Origin of the sequence: Microbispora sp. NPDC049633 (genome assembly GCF_040675265.1) — a bacterium.
GTDB classification, from domain to species: domain Bacteria; phylum Actinomycetota; class Actinomycetes; order Streptosporangiales; family Streptosporangiaceae; genus Microbispora; species Microbispora maris.
Map to the genome: position 1 here is coordinate 23,635 of NZ_JBFAOO010000052.1, position 19,831 is coordinate 43,465.

General features: G+C 72.0%; 21 protein-coding genes. 13 read left to right on the forward strand and 8 right to left on the reverse strand.

Translation table 11 applies throughout. The features are described from left to right. The first annotated feature begins 33 nt into the window (after positions 1 to 33). The 3 genes from AB0J39_RS16315 to AB0J39_RS16325 all read left to right on the forward strand — a co-directional run bounded on the left by AB0J39_RS16315 (position 34) and on the right by AB0J39_RS16325 (position 1,547). Positions 34 to 522: a MarR family winged helix-turn-helix transcriptional regulator gene (locus AB0J39_RS16315; RefSeq protein WP_363464969.1), complete on the forward strand. Its 489-nt coding sequence runs from the start codon at positions 34 to 36 to the stop codon at positions 520 to 522. Between the two features lie 69 nt (positions 523 to 591). Further along, positions 592 to 1,149: a MarR family transcriptional regulator gene (locus AB0J39_RS16320; RefSeq protein ID WP_363464971.1), complete on the forward strand. Its 558-nt coding sequence runs from the start codon at positions 592 to 594 to the stop codon at positions 1,147 to 1,149. Further along, positions 1,146 to 1,547: a nuclear transport factor 2 family protein gene (locus AB0J39_RS16325; protein ID WP_363464974.1), complete on the forward strand. Its 402-nt coding sequence runs from the start codon at positions 1,146 to 1,148 to the stop codon at positions 1,545 to 1,547. The genes AB0J39_RS16320 and AB0J39_RS16325 overlap by 4 nt, the downstream gene beginning before the upstream one ends. A 101-nt stretch (positions 1,548 to 1,648) precedes the next feature. Here the strand turns inward: AB0J39_RS16325 and AB0J39_RS16330 are convergent, their stop codons facing one another. Both AB0J39_RS16330 and AB0J39_RS16335 read right to left on the reverse strand, forming a co-directional pair. Further along, a complete protein-coding gene (locus AB0J39_RS16330; protein WP_363464977.1) occupies positions 1,649 to 3,496 on the reverse strand; it encodes an FAD-dependent oxidoreductase in 1,848 nt (615 codons plus the stop codon). 105 nt (positions 3,497 to 3,601) lie between these two features. Beyond that, positions 3,602 to 3,811 (reverse strand): GNAT family protein, encoded by a 210-nt coding sequence (locus AB0J39_RS16335; RefSeq protein WP_363464980.1) that lies wholly within the window; start codon positions 3,809 to 3,811, stop codon positions 3,602 to 3,604. A gap of 392 nt (positions 3,812 to 4,203) precedes the next feature. Here AB0J39_RS16335 and AB0J39_RS16340 point away from each other — a divergent pair, with 392 nt between their 5' ends. Together AB0J39_RS16340 and AB0J39_RS16345 are read left to right on the forward strand one after the other, a co-directional pair. After that, positions 4,204 to 4,635, forward strand: a complete 432-nt coding sequence (locus AB0J39_RS16340; protein WP_363464983.1) for a nitroreductase family deazaflavin-dependent oxidoreductase — start codon at positions 4,204 to 4,206, stop codon at positions 4,633 to 4,635. A 75-nt stretch (positions 4,636 to 4,710) separates the two neighbouring features. After that, complete coding sequence (locus AB0J39_RS16345; RefSeq protein ID WP_363464986.1) at positions 4,711 to 5,946, forward strand: MFS transporter; 1,236 nt, start codon at positions 4,711 to 4,713, stop codon at positions 5,944 to 5,946. A 4-nt stretch (positions 5,947 to 5,950) separates the two neighbouring features. Here AB0J39_RS16345 and AB0J39_RS16350 read toward each other — a convergent pair whose 3' ends face one another. After that, positions 5,951 to 6,394 carry a MarR family transcriptional regulator gene (locus tag AB0J39_RS16350; protein WP_363464987.1) on the reverse strand — a complete coding sequence of 148 codons (444 nt, stop codon included), beginning with the start codon at positions 6,392 to 6,394 and terminating at the stop codon, positions 5,951 to 5,953. A gap of 91 nt (positions 6,395 to 6,485) precedes the next feature. Between AB0J39_RS16350 and AB0J39_RS16355 the strand changes: the two genes are divergently transcribed. Continuing rightward, positions 6,486 to 7,055 carry an isochorismatase family protein gene (locus AB0J39_RS16355; protein ID WP_363464989.1) on the forward strand — a complete coding sequence of 190 codons (570 nt, stop codon included), beginning with the start codon at positions 6,486 to 6,488 and terminating at the stop codon, positions 7,053 to 7,055. A gap of 4 nt (positions 7,056 to 7,059) precedes the next feature. On the opposite strand, the gene AB0J39_RS16360 is transcribed toward AB0J39_RS16355, so the two are convergent. The 5 genes from AB0J39_RS16360 to AB0J39_RS16380 form a co-directional block, all read right to left on the reverse strand. Next, positions 7,060 to 8,598, reverse strand: a complete 1,539-nt coding sequence (locus AB0J39_RS16360; RefSeq protein WP_363464992.1) for an FAD-dependent monooxygenase — start codon at positions 8,596 to 8,598, stop codon at positions 7,060 to 7,062. A gap of 238 nt (positions 8,599 to 8,836) precedes the next feature. Next, positions 8,837 to 9,460 carry a TetR family transcriptional regulator gene (locus AB0J39_RS16365; protein WP_363464995.1) on the reverse strand — a complete coding sequence of 208 codons (624 nt, stop codon included), beginning with the start codon at positions 9,458 to 9,460 and terminating at the stop codon, positions 8,837 to 8,839. A gap of 95 nt (positions 9,461 to 9,555) precedes the next feature. Beyond that, positions 9,556 to 9,777: an EF-hand domain-containing protein gene (locus AB0J39_RS16370; protein WP_363464998.1), complete on the reverse strand. Its 222-nt coding sequence runs from the start codon at positions 9,775 to 9,777 to the stop codon at positions 9,556 to 9,558. A gap of 75 nt (positions 9,778 to 9,852) precedes the next feature. Beyond that, on the reverse strand, positions 9,853 to 10,491 hold the full coding sequence (locus tag AB0J39_RS16375; protein WP_363465000.1) for an HD domain-containing protein: 639 nt from the start codon (positions 10,489 to 10,491) through the stop codon (positions 9,853 to 9,855). A 105-nt stretch (positions 10,492 to 10,596) separates the two neighbouring features. Continuing rightward, positions 10,597 to 12,951 (reverse strand): GH1 family beta-glucosidase, encoded by a 2,355-nt coding sequence (locus tag AB0J39_RS16380; protein WP_363465003.1) that lies wholly within the window; start codon positions 12,949 to 12,951, stop codon positions 10,597 to 10,599. Between the two features lie 182 nt (positions 12,952 to 13,133). Here AB0J39_RS16380 and AB0J39_RS16385 point away from each other — a divergent pair, with 182 nt between their 5' ends. The 7 genes from AB0J39_RS16385 (at position 13,134) to AB0J39_RS16415 (ending at position 19,732) form a co-directional block, all read left to right on the forward strand. After that, positions 13,134 to 14,990 (forward strand): glycosyltransferase family 2 protein, encoded by a 1,857-nt coding sequence (locus tag AB0J39_RS16385; RefSeq protein WP_363465005.1) that lies wholly within the window; start codon positions 13,134 to 13,136, stop codon positions 14,988 to 14,990. Between the two features lie 75 nt (positions 14,991 to 15,065). Further along, positions 15,066 to 16,115 (forward strand): energy-coupling factor ABC transporter permease, encoded by a 1,050-nt coding sequence (locus tag AB0J39_RS16390; RefSeq protein ID WP_363465008.1) that lies wholly within the window; start codon positions 15,066 to 15,068, stop codon positions 16,113 to 16,115. A gap of 92 nt (positions 16,116 to 16,207) precedes the next feature. Continuing rightward, positions 16,208 to 16,972: a cobalt ECF transporter T component CbiQ gene (gene cbiQ, locus AB0J39_RS16395; protein WP_363465011.1), complete on the forward strand. Its 765-nt coding sequence runs from the start codon at positions 16,208 to 16,210 to the stop codon at positions 16,970 to 16,972. Beyond that, entirely contained in the window at positions 16,957 to 17,721 is a 765-nt protein-coding gene (locus AB0J39_RS16400; protein WP_363465013.1) for an ABC transporter ATP-binding protein, read from the forward strand. Before cbiQ ends, AB0J39_RS16400 begins: the two co-directional genes overlap by 16 nt. A 40-nt stretch (positions 17,722 to 17,761) precedes the next feature. Further along, positions 17,762 to 18,106, forward strand: a complete 345-nt coding sequence (locus AB0J39_RS16405) for an STAS domain-containing protein (RefSeq protein WP_363465015.1) — start codon at positions 17,762 to 17,764, stop codon at positions 18,104 to 18,106. A gap of 33 nt (positions 18,107 to 18,139) precedes the next feature. Continuing rightward, complete coding sequence (locus tag AB0J39_RS16410; protein ID WP_363465017.1) at positions 18,140 to 18,919, forward strand: SDR family NAD(P)-dependent oxidoreductase; 780 nt, start codon at positions 18,140 to 18,142, stop codon at positions 18,917 to 18,919. A gap of 15 nt (positions 18,920 to 18,934) precedes the next feature. Continuing rightward, positions 18,935 to 19,732, forward strand: a complete 798-nt coding sequence (locus AB0J39_RS16415) for a crotonase/enoyl-CoA hydratase family protein (protein WP_363465020.1) — start codon at positions 18,935 to 18,937, stop codon at positions 19,730 to 19,732. Positions 19,733 to 19,831: the final 99 nt, after the last annotated feature.

A 19,831-nucleotide genomic window follows, 5' to 3' on the forward strand; every position in this document is an offset into this window, starting at 1 on the left:
CTTATCAGAGGTCAAGTCGTCTAGAGTTGGACCATGACGTCCCTCCCCGTCGTCAACCAGCCGGTGCACCGGTGTGGCGCGCTGCTCGATCACCTCGCGCGCCGTCTGCGCCTTCGTTCCGAGTCGGTGCTCGCGCCGCTCGGCCTGCGTCCCCGCCACCTCGTCGCCCTCACGGTGCTGCGGGACCGCGGCGGCAGCACCCAGCAGGCGCTCGCGAGCACGCTGGAAATGGACGGGACGAACGTCGTCGGACTGCTCAACGACCTGGAGGCCGAGAAGCTGATCGAGCGGCGGCGGTCGCCGGAGGATCGCCGCAGGCACATCGTCGAACTCACCGAGGCCGGGGCGAAGCGGCTCGCGAAGGCCGAGTTCGCGCTGGCGGCGGTCGAGGACGAGGTGCTCGGCGCGCTCGACCACGACCAGCGCGAGACCCTCTACGGCCTGCTCCAGCAGCTGGCCACGGGCGGCGCGGAGACGGCCTGTACGGAGGTGGCCGCCTGCGACGAAGCCCCGCCCTGCTGAGGGCGAGGCGGGCTGCCCGCGGCAAGAGATCGCAAAATATGGAAGTACGTACTAATCTACGTTCTTACTATGAAGGACGTAGATACTTTCGAGCGCGATCCTGACGGCTTCCTCTACGACCCGCGAGCCAGGGCGGCGATGGCGTGGATCGCCGGTGACGACGGCGATCTGCCCGCGTTCGAGGCGAGCGCGGCCGTCCGCACCGCGTCGCATGCGGTCGAGCGGCTGCGGGCCCACGGCTCCGAGGGCAGAGGGGTCAGCGCGGGCGCTCTCGACCTGCTGATCCGGCTCGCCGGGAGCGACCGGGGGATCAGCATCGGCGAGCTCGCCAGGGCGGCCGGGGTGAGCTCCCGCAACGTCACCGGACTGGTCGACACGCTGGAACGCGACGGGCTGGTCCGCCGGGTCCCCGACCCGGGAGACCGGCGTTCGGTCCTCGCCGAGATCACCCCGGCCGGCCGGGACTGGGTCGAGGCGTTCCGCAAGCCGTCGCAGCAGGCCATGAAGGCGCTGTTCCAGGGGTTCGCGTCCGAGGAGCTGGCCGTGCTCCGCGATCTGTGCCTGCGCCTGGCCGCCAACCAGCGGCGCCTCGCCGCCCACCTCCGTCAGATGGGATCTCCGTCATGACCATGTCCACCCGAGAACAGACACACCGCGCGGTACGCGAGTATCACGAGGCTCGTTTCCGCGGGGACGTGCCCGCGGCCGCCGCGCACCTGGGAGAGCCCTTCCGGTTCCAGAGCCCGTTCTTCAGCTCCACCGACCGGGAGGGGCATCTGGCGACGTTGCCCGGATTCGTGTCGATCGTGACCGGGGTCGATCTCATCAGCGAGCTGTACGGCGACGCCGAGGCGACGCTGGTGTACGACGTGCACACCGCGACGCCCGCCGGCACGCAGCGGACCGCCGAGCATTTCCGCCTGGACGACGGCAAGATCGTTTCGATCATGCTGGTGTTCGACGCCTCGCCCTGGCAGCCGATGAGAGCCGAGATCGAGCCGGATCCCGCGAGCCCGGAACGGTAGGGCCGGCGCGTACCGGGCGACCGGTCGTTCCCGGACGTCCCGGCACCGGCCGTGGGGAGACCCGCGGGGCCCCGGGCACGAGGACCCCGCGGGAGCACGGGTCAGCCGTTGACCTCCAGGGCCACGCGTACGGCCGATTCCAGCGCGCCCTCGATCCAGGAGTGCTTGAGCGAGGTGTGCTCCCCGGCGAAGTGCAGCGGGCCCTCGGGAACGGCGATGGCGGGGTGGATCTCGGTCATCTGGCCGGGCGTGAAGACCGCGGCCTCGCCGAAGGCGTAGCGGTTGCGCATCCAGCTCTGGGTCTGGCCCCGGCCGGTGTAGAACTCCGCGACGCGGTCTCCGTGCACCTCCTGGAGCCCGCGCAGCGCGTAGCCGTACCGCTCCTCGTCGTCCATGGAGTCCCACCGGGTCGCGTCGTCGGCCCACGAGTAGCTGGCCAGCACGACGCCGCCCTCGCTGCCGGGCACGGGGTGGGAGGGGAAGTAGATGAACCGGTTGGCGTTGTCGCAGACCGAGCCGCCGCCCGTCACGTGCGCCGCCCGCCCCGGCCGGTAGCGGGAGCCGAGCTCACGCTTCCAGTCCTCCTCGGTGAACTCCCACCAGCGCCTGCGGAACTCCAGCAGCACCTTCGTGGCGGAGTCGTAGTGCAGCTCCATGATCGATCGGCGCTTGGAGTAGGACATGGCCGGCGCGATCTCGACGTGGCGCAACGCGGAGAACGGGACCGTGATGATCGCCACGTCGCCCTCGAACGTCTCCCGCGGAGTCTGCCGCGTGAACTCCGACTCGGTGCTGCCCGCCTCGCTGACCGTCGAGATGCGGACGCCCCGCTTCGACGTCTCGATCCGTACGGCCCTGCGGTCCATCCGGATCTCCTCGCGCAGGCCCGGCTCCAGCGCGTACGGCAGCTCCCTGCTGCCGCCGGCCATCTCCCAGTAGGTGACGGCCGGGTTGACGAGGCTGCGGGTGAGGAAGGTGTGCATGAACGACAGCGGCAGCCGGGAGGTGAGATTCTCCAGCGTGCCGATGGCGTCGATCGCCTCGTCGCTCAGCTTCGCGTGCTCCTTCAGGTAGGCGTACATCGAGTAGCCGTCGAAGTCGTGCAGCAGCCGGGCCCAGCCCTCGATCAGATCCGGCAGCGGCTTGTCGATCCGCTTGTCACCCCTCCGCTCGGAGTAGTAGTCCCGCGCCGGGTCCAGTGCCTCGTCGAGGATCCGGGCCGCGGTGCGGCCGTCCCTGAGCCCGAACGAGGCGTTGATCCGGCGAGGGTCCTTGGCGTACTCGTCACGCCGCTGGGTGAGGCCGTTGACGTGGATGAGGGTGTGGTTCATCCGTGCGGGGGCGGTGAAGGTCCCCTTGGGCGGGCCGGAACGCCACTCCCGCCCCTGGTAGGAGGTGTAGACGACCGGCGGCACCGGTCCGCGGGGCTGCGCGCCGGGCGGCACGTCGACGTTGTAGAAGGGCCTGCGCGTGATGCCGAGCTTGTCGATGAGCGCCAGCGTCAGCGGGTGGAAGTCGGGGATGCGCATCGCCCCCGCCTCGGCGTACTGCCGCCGGTCCGAGAACCCCGTCCGGAAGGTCTTGATCCGGCCGCCGATCCTGTTGCCGTTGGCCTCGATGACGGTGACGTGGTGTCCCGCCCGCTTCAGCAGCGTCGCGGCCACGAGGCCGGAGATGCCCGCCCCCACGATCAGCACCCTCTTGCGCGTACGGGTCCTGGGCAGGCCCTCGTCGATGAGGACCTTCAGGTAGTGGTGCTTGAGGTCGTTGCCGTCCTTGTCGACGAGCAGGTGGTCGCGCGCCACCCGAAGACAGGCCTGCCAGCGCTCTCCCGTGTACGGCGCGCGCCCCGCCGAGGCGGGAGCCGCGCCCAGGGCCGGGCTCATGACCGATCCCACCGCGCCCAGCCCGGCCAGTTTGGCGAATCCCCGACGGTCGATTGTGACCACGAACTCCTCCTCCGCGAGACGGTTACGGAGGGTGAGTTTCGACGTCATGGTCAAGGAGTGGCACGCGACGCGCCGGGAATCTTCAACTGGTGTACCAGGCGATGGTCAAGACGGGGGTGCCTCGTCCAGCAGGCGCTGCCAGAACACCTCGTCATGCCATGCGCCGTCCAGGGAGATGTGGGAATGGGCGACGCCCCAGGGGCGGAAGCCGTTGGCGCGCAGCACCCGCTGCGAGGCCAGGTTCTCCAGCCGCGTGTGCGCCTCGGCGCGGCGCAGCCCGAGCTCCTCGGCCATCACGGTGAGTATCAGGCCCACCGCGCCGGATCGTGGTGTCCTGGCCCGCCATGTGGCCGTCTCCTCGGCGTGTGTACCGGCATTGACAGGTGCGGACAGGCCCGGCTCTAATGATCGGCGTGCCGCGTGGCGCCGATCACGTGAACGCCGTCCAAGGGAGGCGGCGATGGTCCGATCGGTGGCCGGGCCGCACCTTCGTGAAGGGACCGACGCCGTGAGTGCCCACTCCGCACCTCCCGCCTGACGCTGCACCGCCGGGTGATCGTATCCCCGGAGCAGGCGCCCCGAGCATCGCCGCGTCGCGGTGCCGTTCCCGTTCGGCCGTCCCGGCTCGAAGCGGCGTGCCGGCACCGCACTTCGCCTGCGCGACATCTCGCAGGCTCAAAACCCGCATCGTTCTTGGAGTTCTCCGCGTGTCTTTCAACCAGTCCGTCATCGACGAGTTCCGCGCCAACGGGGGCAAGGTCGGCGGCCCCTTCGAGGGCGGCGACCTGCTTCTGCTCACCACGGTCGGCGCGAGGTCGGGACGGGAGCACACCGTTCCCCTCGGCTACGTCCGCGACGGCGACGCGCTGCTCGTCGTCGCGTCCGCGGGCGGCGCGCCCCGCCACCCTGCCTGGTATCACAACCTGCTGGCGCACCCGGCCGTACGGGTCGAAGTGGGCGAGGAGGTGTTCGACGCCGTCGCCGTGCCGGCCGAGGGGGAGCGGCGCGAGCGATTGTTCGAGCACGTCGTCCGCGTCGCGCCCGGGTACGGCGACTACCAGGCCCGCACGGCCCGCGCCATCCCGGTCGTGGTGCTCGAACGCCTGACGGTCCCGTCCGGCGCGCCGGAAGGCCGCTGACGGCCCGAACCGAATGACCACCGTGCCCCCAAGGCCCGGGGCGCCCTTCACAGGTCGGTGCGGCAGCATGGCGGGGTGGGCAAAGGATCACAACTGTGGCGTGACCGGAACTTCACCCTCTTCTGGGGATCCCAGACGCTGTCGGTCGCGGGGGACTCGTTCGCCCTGATCGCCGTCCCGCTGCTCGTGCTGCACGTGACCGGGTCGGTCGCGCAGATGGGCCTGCTGACCGGCGTGGCGAGCGCCGCGTCGGTGGTGGCCGGGGTCTTCGCCGGGGTCCTGGTCGACCGGCTCGACCGCAGGCGCCTGCTGATCTGGTGCGACGTGGCGAGGATGGCGCTGTACGGGATCGTCCCGATCGCCTGGGCCTTCGGGCCGAAGGTCTGGCTGCTCTACGTGGTCCTGCCGCTCTGCGAGGCGATCGGCATGGTCTTCCAGGTCGCGTACGTCACGGCGGTGCGGGGCCTGGTCGACGCGGACCGGATCACCGAGGCCAACGGGCGGCTGGGCGCCACCGCCGCCGCGGCGGGGGTCGGCGGGCCGCTGCTGGCCGGGGTGGTCGCGGGCTGGTTCGGCCCCACGGCCGCCATCGCGATCAACGCGGCCAGCTTCGGGGTCTCCGCGCTGGGCATCCTGCTGATCCGGCTCAGACGGCAGCCGGCGCCCTCGCTCTCGCCGGAGGAAGCACGGGGGCCCTGGCACGAGCTGCTCGCCGGGGCCCGCTTCCTGTGGCGGCAGCCGGTGCTGCGTGCCCTGACCGTCCTGCTGTCGTTCTTCATTTTCCTGACCCTCGGGCTGACCGACGTGCTGATCTACCACCTCAAGCACGACCTCGGCCAGCCCGACGGCGCTGTGGGCGTGGTGCTCGCGATCGGCGCGCTCGGCACCGTCGCCGGCTCGCTCCTCGTCGGTCTCGTGCGCCGGAGGCTGGGGTTCGGCGCGTCCTGGATCGGGGCGATCTCGCTCGCCGGGCTCGCGATCGCGGGACTCGGCCTGTCCGCCCACGTCCCGGTGGCCGCGGCGACGGCCGCCGGCTATCTCGCCTGCGTCAGCGTGGCCGGGATCTGCTCGATGTCGCTGCGCCAGCAGGTCACGCCCGACCACCTGCTGGGCAGAGTCACCGCGGCCTTCTGGACGATCCACTTCTCGCTGGGCCCCGCGGGGGCGGCCGTGCTGACCTGGGGCGCGCAGCACCACGGCGTCGCGGTGGTCTGCCTGCTGGCCGGGGTGGCCTGCCTGCTGATCGCGGTCGCCGCGTTCTTCACTCCCATCCGCCAGCAGAACCCCGAGCTGTCCGGCGCCGCCGGCTGACGCCTCAGGTCCCGCGGCGCGGCGCGGACGGCGCCCGGTCGACCAGGCGGCGGACCAGGTCCACCGCGCTCGCCAGCGTCTCCCGCTCGGAGGAGGACAACGTGTCCTCGATCGCCTCGGCGAGCCAGTCGGCCCGCCGGTCGCGTACCTCCTCCAGGGTGGCGAGCCCTGCCGCGGTCAGCGAGACGGGGGCCTTGCGGCCGTCGACGGGGTGCGTGCCGCGCTCGGCGAGCCCCTGCTCGATCAGCCGGCCGACGGTGCGGGCCATCGACTGCGGGCGCACCCGCTGTGCGGCGGCGAGCTCACTGGTGGTCATCGGGCCCTCCCGGCCGAGCAGGCCGATCACCGCGATGACTCCCGGTGGCATCGGGTCGTCCTCACGCACCCGTCTGACCAGCTGCCCGACCACGAGCCTCAGCTCGGCGGCGACCTCGGAGGCGTCCCTCATGGGCTCAGCGTAGCCGAGATGCACAGCCTCGCTGGGTAATTTATTCAGCAAGGCTGTACAGTTTGGCTGTCTAACTTCCAAAGGAGCTCACATGCCCGTCACACTGCTCGACGACCGTACGGCCGTCGTCCTGATCGATCTTCAGAAGGGGATCACCGCCCTGCCCACCGTGCATCCGGCGGCCGATGTGGCCGCCAACGCCGCCCGGCTGGCGGAAGCCGCCCGTGAGCCGGGCCTCCCGGTCGTCCGGGTGCGGGTGGCGTTCTCCGCCGACGGCGGTGACGTGGTGCGGGCCCGGACGGACGCGCCCGGGCCCGCGATCACGCCCGCGCCAGACTTCGCCGAGTACGACGAGCGCGTCCCGGACGGGCCGACGGACATCCTGATCACCAAACGGGGCTGGGACGCCTTCCACGGCACCGAACTCGACCTGCAACTGCGCCGCAGGAAGATCACGGGGATCGTGCTGGCGGGCATCTCCACCAGCATCGGGGTGGAGTCCACCGCGCGCGGCGCCAGGGAGCGGGGCTATGAGATCGCGGTGGCCTCCGACGCGGTCACGGACCTGGTCGCCTCGGCGCACGAGAACGCTCTGGAGGTGATCTTGCCGCGGATCGCGCAGATCGACACGACCGAGGCCATCCTCGCCGCCTTCGCCTGATGCCTCAGCGGGCGGCGCCGAACGCCGAGGTCAGCGCCGTACGAAGGGCGTCGCGCTCCTTCGCGTCGGGGGTGGGGGAGTCCGACGCCCAGGCCACGTAGCAGTCCGGTCGCAGCAGCAGCGCGGTGGGGAGGCCTTCCCGGCTCGGCTTCGCGGCGACGAGGTCCACGCGGTCGTGCCAGCCGTCGAGTGCCCCGGCCAGCGCGGCGCCGGGCGTCAGGTCGAAAAGCAGCGGCCGGGCGGTCCGGGTCAGCTCGGCGAGCCGTACGGAGCCGGTCTCCGTCTCCAGCACGAGGTCGGGGGCGGGACGCCCGGTGAGGGGGTGGGTCCCTTCGAGGTCATACCTGATGTCGGCGCCGGACATCATGTCCGCGATGTGCTTCACGGTGCGTTCGTCGCGCAGCAGTTCGCCGAACAGGGCGCGCAGCGCGGTCACCTCCGGCCCGGGAGCGATCAGCGCGGACTGCGCCTGCGTGTGCATGACGACGCGTTCCGCGGCCGGGCGCCGCTCGGTCTCGTAGCTGTCGAGCAGGCCGGGCGGAGCCCAGCCGTGGATCTCGGAGGCGAGCTTCCAGCCCAGGTTGATCGCGTCCTGCAGACCCAGGTTGAGGCCGGGGCCGCCGATCGCGCTGTGCACGTGCGCGGCGTCGCCCAGCAGCAGCACCCTGTGGTCCCGGAAGCGTTCCGCCAGGCGGGTGTTGCCACCGGTCAGACGGCGCAGCTGGTGCGGGCCCTCGCCCTCGGGCGGGCCGAACGGCAGGTCGGCGCCGAGCACGCGCCGGATGCTCCGGCGTAGCTCGTCCAGGCTCATCGGCTGGTCGTCGCCGTCCTGGCTCCACTCGGTGGTGTGGACGAGCGTCCCGGTGGGGAACGGCGCGTACACGAACAGGCCGTGGTCGGTGCGGTGGTGCATGAACGGCGGGATCGGCCCGTAACCGGGCACGTTCAGCCCGCCGGTCACCGGGTCGATCAGCTCGGCCGGCACGGTGACGTGCCCACCACGCGATGTCGAGCCGTCCCTGGTCACCCCTGGGAAGCCGATGCCGCACAGCTTGCGGGTGACGCTGTGCCCGCCGTCCGCGCCGACAAGGTGGCGGGTGCGCAGCCGATATGCGCCCTCGGGCCCGGCGACCTCCACGGTGACCCCGTCCTCGTCCTGGGAGAGGGACGTGAGCTCGTGACCCCGGCGGATCTCGACGCCGAGCTCGAGCGCGCGCTCCTCCAGCACCTGCTCGATCCGGCGCTGAGGCACCGGCAGGCCGTAAACCGGGTTGTCGTCGAGCCGGCTCAGGTCGAGGGGCATGGCGCCGAACACGAAGGCCGGGCTCGGCCGGGGCGGCTCGGCGCTGCCGCTCAGGCGTTCGTACAGGCCGCGGCGGTCGAGGGCCCGCACGACCTGGCCGACCAGTCCGTTGGCCCGGTTCTCCTGCGTGCGCCCGGGCAGGCGGTCCAGCACTGTCGGCCGGACTCCGGCCAGGCTCAGCTCGCAGGCGAGCATCAGCCCGTTCGGTCCGGCACCGGCGATCACGACGTCTTCGGTCATGGTGGTCCTCCTTGACGTTTCGGGCAGGGCATTGCGCATGGACAGATGGCAGAACTCGTGGCAGGGCGAGCTTCGGCGAGGGTGAGTTCGCGGCAGGCCGGATTCTCGGCATGGCGAGTGAAAGGGCCGGCGCCGGGCTGTCGTGGCGACGGCGTCAGGGCGTGCGGAGCCGCGCGGCGTGCCGGTGCGGCACGTCACACGATGGGTTTCCGGACGCCTCGGATCGGGCGTCCGTCTGTCAGGGCTCGGGCAGTCCGGCGGCGAGCCGGCCGAGCGCGTCCTCGATGAGCGGCCGGATGGGCACCGGGGGATCGGACCGCAGGTAGTGGTCCATCGCCACCCTGATCGCGGCCCCGGCCGCGCCCGCCACCAGGCGCGGATAGAGGTCGCGGGCGACGTCGGTGCCGGTCCGCTCGGCGATGGCCCCGGCCAGTTCGTCCTCGGCGATGGCGTCGGCCTTGAGCATCTCGCCCTGCAGCGAGGGCTCACTGATCATGAGCCGGATGCCGGTCTGCCACTGCTGGTCCGGCTGCCCCGTGCCGTAGCTCTCACCCAGGGCGAGCTGGGTCAGCACTGAGGCCTTGATGGCCTCCCACAGGGGCTCCGACGCCGGGCGGCGGCGCAGCTCCTGTGCGATCAGGCGGGCGCGGTCGAGGTGCCTGGCGGCGATCGCCTCGCCCTTGCTGGAGAAGTAGTTGTTGAAGGTTCGCGGCGCGACGCCCGCCGCCGCCGCGATGTCCTCCACGCGTACGTTCTCCAGCCCACGCTCCACGGTGAGCCGGATCGCCGCCCAGCTCAGCGCGGTGCGCGTCTCCTGCTTCTTGCGCTCGCGCAGCCCCGGACGTTCGCCTTCCCTGCTCACAGGGACCACCATACAGCTACTTGCGTGCGGCGCAAAGATGCGTAAGCCGTAAATTTGCGTGAGGCGCAGTTTTTGTCGCGACGGGTGGCGGCGGATCAGTCGCGGGCGCCGGTCAGGCGGATGAACTCCTCAAGCGAGAACCGGCCGTCGGCGTCCACGTCGGCGTCCCGGTCGAGCGCGCCGATCGCCTCCGGCGGCAGGCCGGGGAAGTGCGACAGCAGCTCGGCCTCGGTGATGAAGCCGTCGCCGTCGCCGTCGATCGCGTCGAATTCGCGCTTGAGGGCCTCGAACCGCTCGTGGCTGAGCTCCTGAGTCACAACGACCTGCCTTCGCACCGGGGGACGACACGGACAACCTATGCCGTACCGGTGAAAAGATCGATAGCAGGCCGGTCACTCGGGCCAGGCGGAACTCTGAATCACCTCCACGAAGTCGACGCGCCGGAAGCCGGGCACGAAATGTTCCAGCACGTCGGCGTTGACGGTGCCGAACGTGGTGGCGGGCCGGTCCTTGAAGCCCTCGGTGAACGCCGCCAGGATCTGCCTCTTGAAATCGGGGCGAGGATGGGCGGCCACGACCGCGGCGATGTCCTCGGGCGCGAGATCGGCGTGCCCGAGGCCGAGCACGTCGGCCTCCACACCGGCGGTCACCAGGGCCACCTCGGGCTCCAGCCGGTACGGGATCTCCGGCGTGGTGTGCAGGGCGATGCCCTCCCACACCTTGCGGACGCCGTCCTCGGGCACACCGTGGGAGGCGAGGAACCTGCGGGCCTCGTCGGCGCCGTCGATCTCGAACCGCTGGTCCGTTCGCCGGTATCGCTCGGTGAGCCCGAGGTCGTGGAACATCGCCCCGACGTAGAGCAGTTCGGGATCGGCCCGCAGCCCGAGCCGCCGGCCCCGCAACGAGCCGAACAGGAACACCCGGCGTGAATGGTGGTAGAGCAGATCGGTCGCCGCCTCCCGCACCAGTTCGGTCGCCTCCCTGGCGAGCGTCGAATCGGGAACCTCGACTCCGGCGATGGTCTCGCTCATGACACCCCTCCTCGTGTGCTCGGTCCTCCCGGAGCGTTCCCCCTGACCGATGCGCGTGACCGCGCGGACGGGGACCGGCCGCCCGCGCGGCGGGGTGACCGGCGGTCAGGTGGTGGCGCGGACCACCAGGCGCGTGGGGAGGACGACGGGGCTGGTGTGACGGCCCTCGAGGCGGGACAGGAGCAGCCGCGCCAGGGCCAGGGCCTGGTCCGCGGCGGGCACCCGGACGGTGGTCAGCGGCGGGGTCGTGCAGGAGGCGGCGTGGATGTCGCCGAAGCCGACGACCGCGAGGTCCTGCGGCACCCGCAGTCCCTTCTCGCGCGCCGTCTCCATGGCGCCGATCGCCAGCTCGTCCGAGGTGGCGAACACCGCGTCGAGGTCCCGGTCGCCGGACAGGAGCTCGCGGGCCGCGGCGGCGCCCGACGCGCCGTCCAGGCCGGCGAGCGCGATCGCCGGCCGCAGCCCGTCCTCGTGGAGTGTGGCCAGGTGCCCGTTGAGGCGGTCCTGAACGGCGACGAGGTCCATGGGGCCGCAGATCACGCCGATGCGGCGGCGGCCCCGGTCGAGGAGGTGGCGGGTGGCCGCCCTCGCGCCGCCGGCGTTGTCCACGTCCACGTGCGGCACGAGAGAGGCGATCACGGGCTTGCCGAGCAGCACGACCGGCACCCCGGTGCGGGCGAGTCGCTCGGTGAGCGTGTCCGGGCCGTCCGGAGGGACGAGCACGACCCCGTCGACCTGCCGCGCCTCGACGTGCCGGATGATGCGCCGATGGCTTTCGGCCGTGTCGGCGAGCATGAGGGTGATCTGCTTGCCGGCGCCTTCGAGGACGCTGGTGACGTACTGCACGACGGCGGAGGTGAGCGCCTCGCCGCCGTGCCGGGGGACCGACAGGACGAGCGCGACCGAGTCGGTCCGGCGGGTGACGAGGCTTCTGGCGGCGGCGTTGGGCACGTAGCCCAGCTCCTGGACGGCGCGCAGCACCGCGGCGCGCACGTCGGGATTGACCCGCGTATCCCCGTTCACGACCCGGGAGACCGTGGCCCTGGAGGCGCCCGCGCGGGCGGCGACGGTCTCCAGCGTGGGCCGCTTCGGCCGCTGCGAGCCGAGCCCGTTGCGCTTGATCACGTCGCGGTACCACAGCGCGCTGTCCTTGAGCAGCCGCCGCTGCGTGGTGAAGTCGACGTGGACGATGCCGAACTTCCGCCGGTAGCCGTCCGCCCATTCGACGCAGTCGAGCAGCGACCACAGCAGATAGCCGCGGACCCGGGCGCCCTCGTCGATCGAGGTCCGCAGGGCCCGCAGGTGCTCCTCGACGAAGCTGATCCGGTCGACGTCGTGGATGCCGTCGCCGGTCACGACGTCCTCGAAGTCGGCGCCGTTCTCGGTGATCATCAGCTCGGTCTCGGGGTAGTCCTCGGACAGGCGCCGCAGGACCAGGGACAGGCCGTTCGGCATGATGGGCCAGCCCATGGCGGTGACGGCCGTGGGCACGCTGCTGAACAGGACGCCCTCACTGCCCGGAAAGGCCGGGTCGGCCGCGGCGCTGGGCTGGGCCTGCACGGTGATGGGCGTGTAGTAGTTGACCCCCAGCAGGTCGACGGGCCGCCCGATGAGGCCGAGGTCCCCGTCGCGGATGTGGCCGAGCCCGGCGATCCTCTCGATCAGCGGCAGCAGCTCGGCGGGGTAGCGGCCGCGCAGCACCGGCTCCAGGAACTGCCGGTTGTGCAGGGTGTCGATCCTCGCCGCCGCCTCGGCGTCCTCCTCGGGGACATCGGCGGACATGTCCCCGAGCTGCGCGGGAGTGAGGACGGGGGAGAGGTTCAGCACGATGCCGGCTTTGGCGGCGCCCCCCGCGCGCAGCGCCTCCAGTCCCAGCCCGTGCGCGAGCAGCATGTGGTGGGCGCCGACGAAGGCGTCGGCCGCCGACCGCAGGCCCGGCGCGTGCACCCCCGAGGCGTGGCCGAGGAAGGCGGCCACCCACGGCTCGTTGAAGGTGAACCAGGTGTCCACCCGGTCGCCGATCCTGTCGTGCACGACGCGGGCGTAGTCGGCGAAATGGCGGGCGGTGTCTCGTGCGGTCCATCCCCCGGCGTCCTGCAGCGCCTGCGGCAGGTCCCAGTGGTACAGCGTGGCGTACGGCGCGATGCCCGCCGCCAGCAACTCGTCCACGAGCCTGTCGTAGAAGTCGAGCCCAGGGCCGTTGACGCGGCCGTGCCCTTCGGGCAGCACGCGTGGCCAGCTGACCGAGAACCGGTAGGCGGCGATGCCCAGGTCCCGCATCAGCCGGACGTCCTCGGCGTGTCGCAGGTAGTGGTCGCAGGCCGGGTCGCCGTATCTCCCGCCCGCGAAGGCGTCCCAGATGGAGGGGCCCCGGCCGTCACGGTCGGTGGCGCCCTCGATCTGGAACGCGGACGTGGACACTCCCCAGATGAAACCCTCTGGGAACAACGCGGTGCGCATCTACGCGAAACCCCCGGTGACTCGGTGAGCGCTCAGTCTGCCGCCTCGCGCGGCGGCATCGCCACTCAGACGGCCGCCGCGGGCTCCGGCCGCATGCGGCTGCGGTGGACCGGGCGCGATGTGACGCGCCCGGCGCGGCGCAGGCGGGGTTCGCCCGGGTCGTCGGCACATAATGAAGCGCGATGGATACGGGGAGTGGCCAGCGCGCCGATCGGGGGATCGACGTCAGCGTCGTCGTCCCGGCGTACAACCGCCGGGCGTCACTCGACCGTTGCCTCACCTCGCTGCTCGTGCAGCGGGTCGCCAAAGAGATCATCGTGGTCGACGGCGGCTCGCGGGACGGGACCCCGGCACTCCTCGACCTCTACGCCGCGCACCACCCCCGGTCGATCACCGTGCTGCGGGACGCCCAGCCCGGCACGCCCGGACGCGCCCGAAACCGCGGACTCGAACGGGCGGCCGGGCGGTACGTCTTCTTCTGCGACGCCGGGGACCACCTCGCCCCCGACGGGCTGGCCCGCCTGGTCGCCACCGCCGACCGGACCGGCGCCGACGTCGTCGTGGGAAGGCTCACCGGCGCGCGTCAGGGGCTGCGGGACAGCGCCGACAAGGCCTCCTTAACCGCCGTCTACGAGGATCTGTCCTGTTTCAAGCTTTTCCGCCGGGACTTCCTCGATCGGCACGCCATCCGCTTCGACGAGACGCACCGGCGTGGCGAGGACATGACCTTCGCCGTCCACGCGTACTGCCACGCCCGGGTCGTCTCCGTGGTCGCGGACCGGGACTGCTACCACGCCGAGGGCGGGAGCGAGGCGTCCGCGCGTGATCCGCTCGGCTGGCTGCGCGTGGTCCGCACGCCCATCGAGGTCATGGCGCGGCACGTGCCGCCCGGCGCGCTGCGCGACCGCCTGCTCCTGCGGCACCTGCGCCGTGACGTGCTCGCCCAGCTCGGGGCGCCGTTCCTGGCCGCGTGCGAGGCCCATCGCGAGAAGATCGCCGTCGAGGTCGCCGACATCTGCGCACAGTGGCTGACGCCGGGTGTGCGCGCCCACCTCGACGGCGTGGACGCCGCCCGCGTCGCCGCGCTCGACGATCCCGACCGGCTCGTACGGCTCGCGCGCGTCGAGGCCGCGCCGCTGCGGCACCGGCTGACCGGCGTCGAGTGGCGGGGCGACCACCTGGTGATCGACGGGTGGGCCGCCCTCGCCGGTCTGGACGTCCCCCCGGCGGACACCACCGTGGGCCTGGTGCTGCGCGAACGTCTGACGCGCGCGGAGCGCGTGCCCCACGTGACGCGCGGCGGAACCGGAGCCGCCGGGTCCTTCACGGCCGTGGCCGACGTGGCCGCACTGCCGGCGGGAGTGTGGGACATCCACGTCGCCGTCGAGAGCGAGGGCGCGCGCAGGCTGGTCCGGCTGGGCTCGCGCCGCGACGACGGCGCCGGCGTTCCGGTCGCCCACCTGGTGGGCGGGGTCGTCGCGGTGCCCTTCCTGACCCGGTCCCAGGGCCACCTCGGCCTCGACATCGGGGGCCACGTCGTGCGGGTCCCCGCGGCCGTACGGCTCACGCGGGCGTGGTGGCGGGGCAAACGGCTGCGGGTCGAGGGCCGGGCGCGGGTGGGCGACGAGACCGCCGCCGGGGCCGTACGGCACCTGATCTGGCGCGAGCGGACGACGGGGCGGGAGCACCGCGAGCGGGCCGTGGCGTGCGGACCGGGGGAGTTCGCGGCCGAGACGGCCGGCCTGCCGCCCGGCACCTGGGACGCCTACCTCGAACTCGACCTCGGTGGCCCTTCGGTGCGTTTTCCGGTCAAGGTCGCCGACGCGGACGCACTCGACCGGCCGCTGCGGTGGTGGCGCGGCCCGCTGCCGTGGGACGCGGAGCCCCGGGACCCGCGCGGTCCGTTGCGGTGGGTCCCCGCCCAATGGACCGTCCGGCCGTACGCCACGGCGGTCAACCGGCGGCTCAGCGTGTCGGTGCGCGTGGCCACGCCGCTCACCGTGGCCAGACGGATGGTCAGGGCCCTGCGGCGGCGCTAATTGCGAATCATTTGCAACTACAACTCGGTGCTCTAAAGTGGGAGGGAATTCGCCCGTTTCGAAGGGGTTATAGCCGTGCACGTGCCCGATGGGTTCTTTGATGTCCCCGTGTCCGTCGGCGCCGGGGCCTTCGCGGCCGCAGGGGTGGCCGTGTGCCTGCGGGGCGCCAAACGTGAGCTCGACGACCGCACCGCCCCCATGGCGGGCTTGGTGGCCGCGTTCGTCTTCGCGGCGCAGATGCTCAACTTCCCCGTCGCGGCGGGCACCAGCGGGCACCTGCTCGGCGGGGCGCTGGCGGCGATACTCGTCGGGCCGTACACCGCCGTGTTGTGCGTCGCGGTCGTGCTGCTCGTACAGGCGTTCTTCTTCGCCGACGGCGGGCTGACCGCGCTGGGCGTCAACATCACACTGATGGCGATCGTGACCGCGGTCGTCGGCTGGGCGGTGTTCCGGCTGATCACCCGGGGCGGGCCGCGCGGGCGGGCGACGCTGGTGGCCGCGTCGTTCGTGGCGGCGCTGGTCTCCGTCCCGGCGTCGGCGCTCGTGTTCACGGTCCTGTTCTGGCTCGGCGGCACCGCGCCGATCGAGCTGGGCTCGGTGGCCGCCGCGATGGGCGGCGTGCACCTGCTCATCGGGCTCGGCGAGGGCTTCATCACCGCGCTCACCGTGAGCAGCGTGCTGGCCGTCCGCCCCGATCTCGTGTACGGCGCGCGCGGGATGGCCAGGGCGCTGACGCTGCGCACCGCCGAGGGGGAGGTCCAGGTGGGCCAGGCGGCCCCGGAGGCTCCCCAGGCCGGAATCGGCCTGCGTCCTGTGCTGGTGGGCGGTGGGCTCGTGGCCGTGCTGCTCGCCGGTGTCTTCTCGTTCTACGCCTCCGGCGACCCCGACGGGCTGGAGAAGGTGGCGGCCGACAAGGGCCTGAGCGCGCAGGAGAAGCCGCACGCGGTGGAGAACGGTCCGCTGGCCGACTACGCCGTCAAGGGCGTGGAGGACCAGCGGCTGTCCGGCGGCCTGGCCGGAGTGGCGGGTGTCGCGCTGACGGTAGCGGCCGGGGGCGGCGTGTTCTACGTCATCCGCCGGCGTCGGCGGATCACCGACGGGATGACCCCCGCGAACGCGCAGTGAGCGCACGGCGCCCGCGTGAGGACGCCGCCCCGCGCCCGCCCTGGGCGCGGGCGGGCGGCGCGGGTCGGCGATGATGGCTCTGTGAGTGCGAAGTGAGCGCCGGGCACCATCACCCGATCTACCGGCCCGCCGACACGCCCGTCCACCGGCTGCCACCCCAGTGCAAGCTGGCGGCGGTCGTCGCGTTCGCGGTGTTCGTGGTCGCCACCCCCCGCGAGCGTTTCTGGGCGTTCGCCGTCGACGCGCTGCTGCTGGCCGTCGTCGCGGCGGCCGCCCGGGTGCCGGCCGGCGTGATCGCGCGGCGCATGGTCATCGAGGTGCCGTTCGTGCTGTTCGCGCTGGCGATTCCGGTGATCGGCACGGGTGAGCGGGTCCAGGTGCTCGGTCTGTCGCTGAGCGCCCCGGGCCTGTGGGCCGCCTGGAACATCCTGGCCAAGGCCACGTTGGGCGTGGTCGCCTCGATCCTGCTTGCGGCCACGACCGAGCCCCGGATGATGCTGCTCGGCGCCGAACGGCTGCGGCTGCCCCGGCTGCTCGTGCAGATCGCGACCTTCATGCTGCGCTACCTCGACGTGATCCTCGACCAGATGCGGCGCATGCGGATCGCCAGGGAGTCGCGGGGATTCGTCGCGCGGGACCTCCGGCAGGCCCCCGTGCTGGCGAAGTCGGCGGGCGCCCTGTTCATCCGCTCGTACGAGCGGGGGGAGCGGGTGCATCTCGCCATGCTGAGCCGGGGCTACACGGGCGAGATGCCGACGATTAGGGATATATCGGCAACTGGGCGAGACTGGGCGATGGCGGGCATGCTTCCGTGTCTCGCCGCGGCGACGGCCCTACTGGCGTGGAGCACGACGTGACCTCCGGCAGCCCTTCTCTCACGGTGAGCAGGCTCGCGTACGCCTATCCCGACGGGACTCAGGCGTTGTACGGCGTGGACCTGACGATCGAGCGGGGAGAGCGGGTCGCCCTGCTCGGCCCGAACGGCGCGGGCAAGACGACGCTCGTCATGCACCTCAACGGCATCCTCACCCCCGGGCACGGGACGGTGGAGGTGGCCGGGCTCCCGGTGCGCGCGGACAGCCTGCGGGAGATCCGCCGCCGGGTCGGGCTGGTGTTCCAGGATCCGGACGACCAGCTGTTCATGCCGACCGTGCGGGAGGACGTCGCGTTCGGCCCGGCCAACCTCGGGCTGCGCGGCGCGGAACTCGACCGCCGTGTGCGGGACGCGCTGGAGCGGGTCGGCATGCTGGACGCCATCGACCGGCCGCCCCACCACCTGTCCTTCGGCCAGCGCCGCCGGGTGGCCGTGGCCACCGTGCTGGCGATGGAACCGGAGATCCTCGTCCTCGACGAGCCGTCGTCCAACCTCGATCCCGCGTCCCGCCGCGAGCTGGCCGAGATCCTCAAGAGCCTGGACGTGACCGTGCTGATGGTCACCCACGACCTGCCGTACGCGCTGGAACTGTGCGAGCGTTCGCTCGTCATGTCCGAGGGGGTGATCGCCGCCGACGGGCCGACGAATGCCCTGCTCTCCGACGAGCGGTTGCTCACGGCGCACCGGCTCGAACTCCCGTACGGGTTCGCCGTCCCTGCTCAGCCGGGGTGATGGATAAGTAAAGTGGGCCGGAGCTGAGGAGGTCCCGACGATGAAGCTGCGGCTCGCGCGCCAATCGCTCTCCAATGCCGTCGTGGTGGCTGTGGAGGGGGAGCTCGACCTGTTCACGGCTCCGTTCCTGCGCGACGAGATCCGCGACGCCATCCGTGACGGCGGCCCCACTCTCGTGCTCGACCTCGGCGAGCTGTCGTTCATGGACTCAAGCGGGCTGAGCGTGCTCATCGAGGCCTGGCGGCTGGCCACCAGCGAGGGCGGCACGGTGTCCCTCGCCTCGCCGCAGCCTCCGGTGGCCCGCATCCTGCGCACGACCGGCCTGGACCGGCGGATCAAGGTCTACCCCGACGTCGATACCGCGATTTTGCAGCACCCCGAGTAGAACTTCATTCGGTTCGCGCGTTAAGGTCCGGCTATGGATCTGAACGGAGCAGCAGCAATCATCTCGGGCGGTGCCAGCGGCCTCGGTGAAGCCTCGGCCCGCGAGTTGGCCCGCGTCGGCGCGACCGTGGTCGTGGCCGACCTCAACGCGGAGCGCGGCAAGGCGCTGGCCGACGAGATCGGCGGTGTGTTCGCCCACACCGACGTGTCCGACGAGGCGTCGGTGCAGGCCGCGGTCGAGGTCGCGGTCGCCACCGGCAAGCCGTTGCGCGCCGTGATCAGCAGCGCCGGCATCGGCTGGGCGCAGCGCACCGTCGGCCGGGACGGCTCCCCGCACGACCTGGCGTCCTACCGCAAGGTGATCGACGTCAACCTGATCGGCACCTTCAACCTCATGCGCATCGGCGCCGCGGCCATGGCCCAGACCGAGCCGGCCGACGAGGACGGCGCCCGCGGCGTCGTCATCAACACCGCGTCGGTCGCCGGCATCGAGGGCCAGACGGGCCAGGTGGCGTACTCGGCGTCGAAGGGCGGCATCATCGGCATGACCCTGCCCGCGGCCCGCGATCTCGCGGCCATCGGCGTCCGCGTGCTGACCATCGCGCCGGGCATCATCGACACCCCGATCTACGGGAAGATCGGCGACAAGAACGCCGAGGAGTTCAAGGCCAAGCTCATCGGGCCGGTGGCGTTCCCGAAGCGGCTCGGCAAGGCCGCCGAGTTCGGCCACCTGGTCCGCGCGCTGATCGAGAACGACTACATGAACGGCGAGGTCATCCGTTTCGACGGTGGCATCCGCTTCCAGCCCAAGTAAGCCGAGTGAGGTCAGGTGTCCGAGGTCAACTCCGGGCCGGCCGCTGAGCCGGACGAGGTACTCGTAGAGATCGTCGACGGCGGCGTGGCCGTCGTCACCATCAACCGGCCCAGGGCCAGGAACGCCGTGAACGGCGCCGTGGCGCGCGGAATCGCGGCCGCCCTGGACGAGCTGGACGAAAGCCCCGACGTGTCCGCGATCGTCCTCACCGGCGCCGGTGGCACGTTCTCGGCCGGCATGGACCTGAAGGGCTTCCTCACCGGCGACATGCCGGTGGTCGAGGGGCGGGGCTTCGGCGGCATCACCGAGGCGCCGCCGAAGAAGCCGATCCTCGCCGCGGTCGAGGGGTACGCGCTGGCCGGCGGCTTCGAGCTGGCGCTGTCCTGCGACATCATCGTCGCGTCCGAGGAGGCGAAGTTCGGCCTGCCGGAGCCCAAGCGCGGCCTGGTGGCCGGCGCGGGCGGGGTGATGCGGCTGCCGCGCCGCATCCCGTACCACATCGCCATGGAGATCGCCCTCACCGGCGACCACTACCCGGCGGCCCGGCTGTACGAGCTGGGGCTGGTCAACCGCATCACGTACCCCGGCGAGGCGCTCAACGGCGCGCTCGAACTGGCCCGCACGATCGCCGCGAACGCGCCGCTGGCGCTGGCCGCGACCAAGCGGGTCATCGTCGAGTCGGCCGACTGGTCGCTCGACGAGATGTTCCGCAAGCAGGGTGAGATCGTGAGCCCGGTCTTCACCTCGAAGGACGCCATGGAGGGCGCCGCGGCCTTCGCCGAGAAGCGCGCTCCCGTCTGGAAGGGCGAATAACCCTCCCGCCGCAGATCCGTCGGGGCGCTCCGCGCAGTGCTTGCTCGGGGCGCTCCGCGCAGTGCTTGCTCGGGGCGCTCCGCGCAGTGCTTGCTCGGG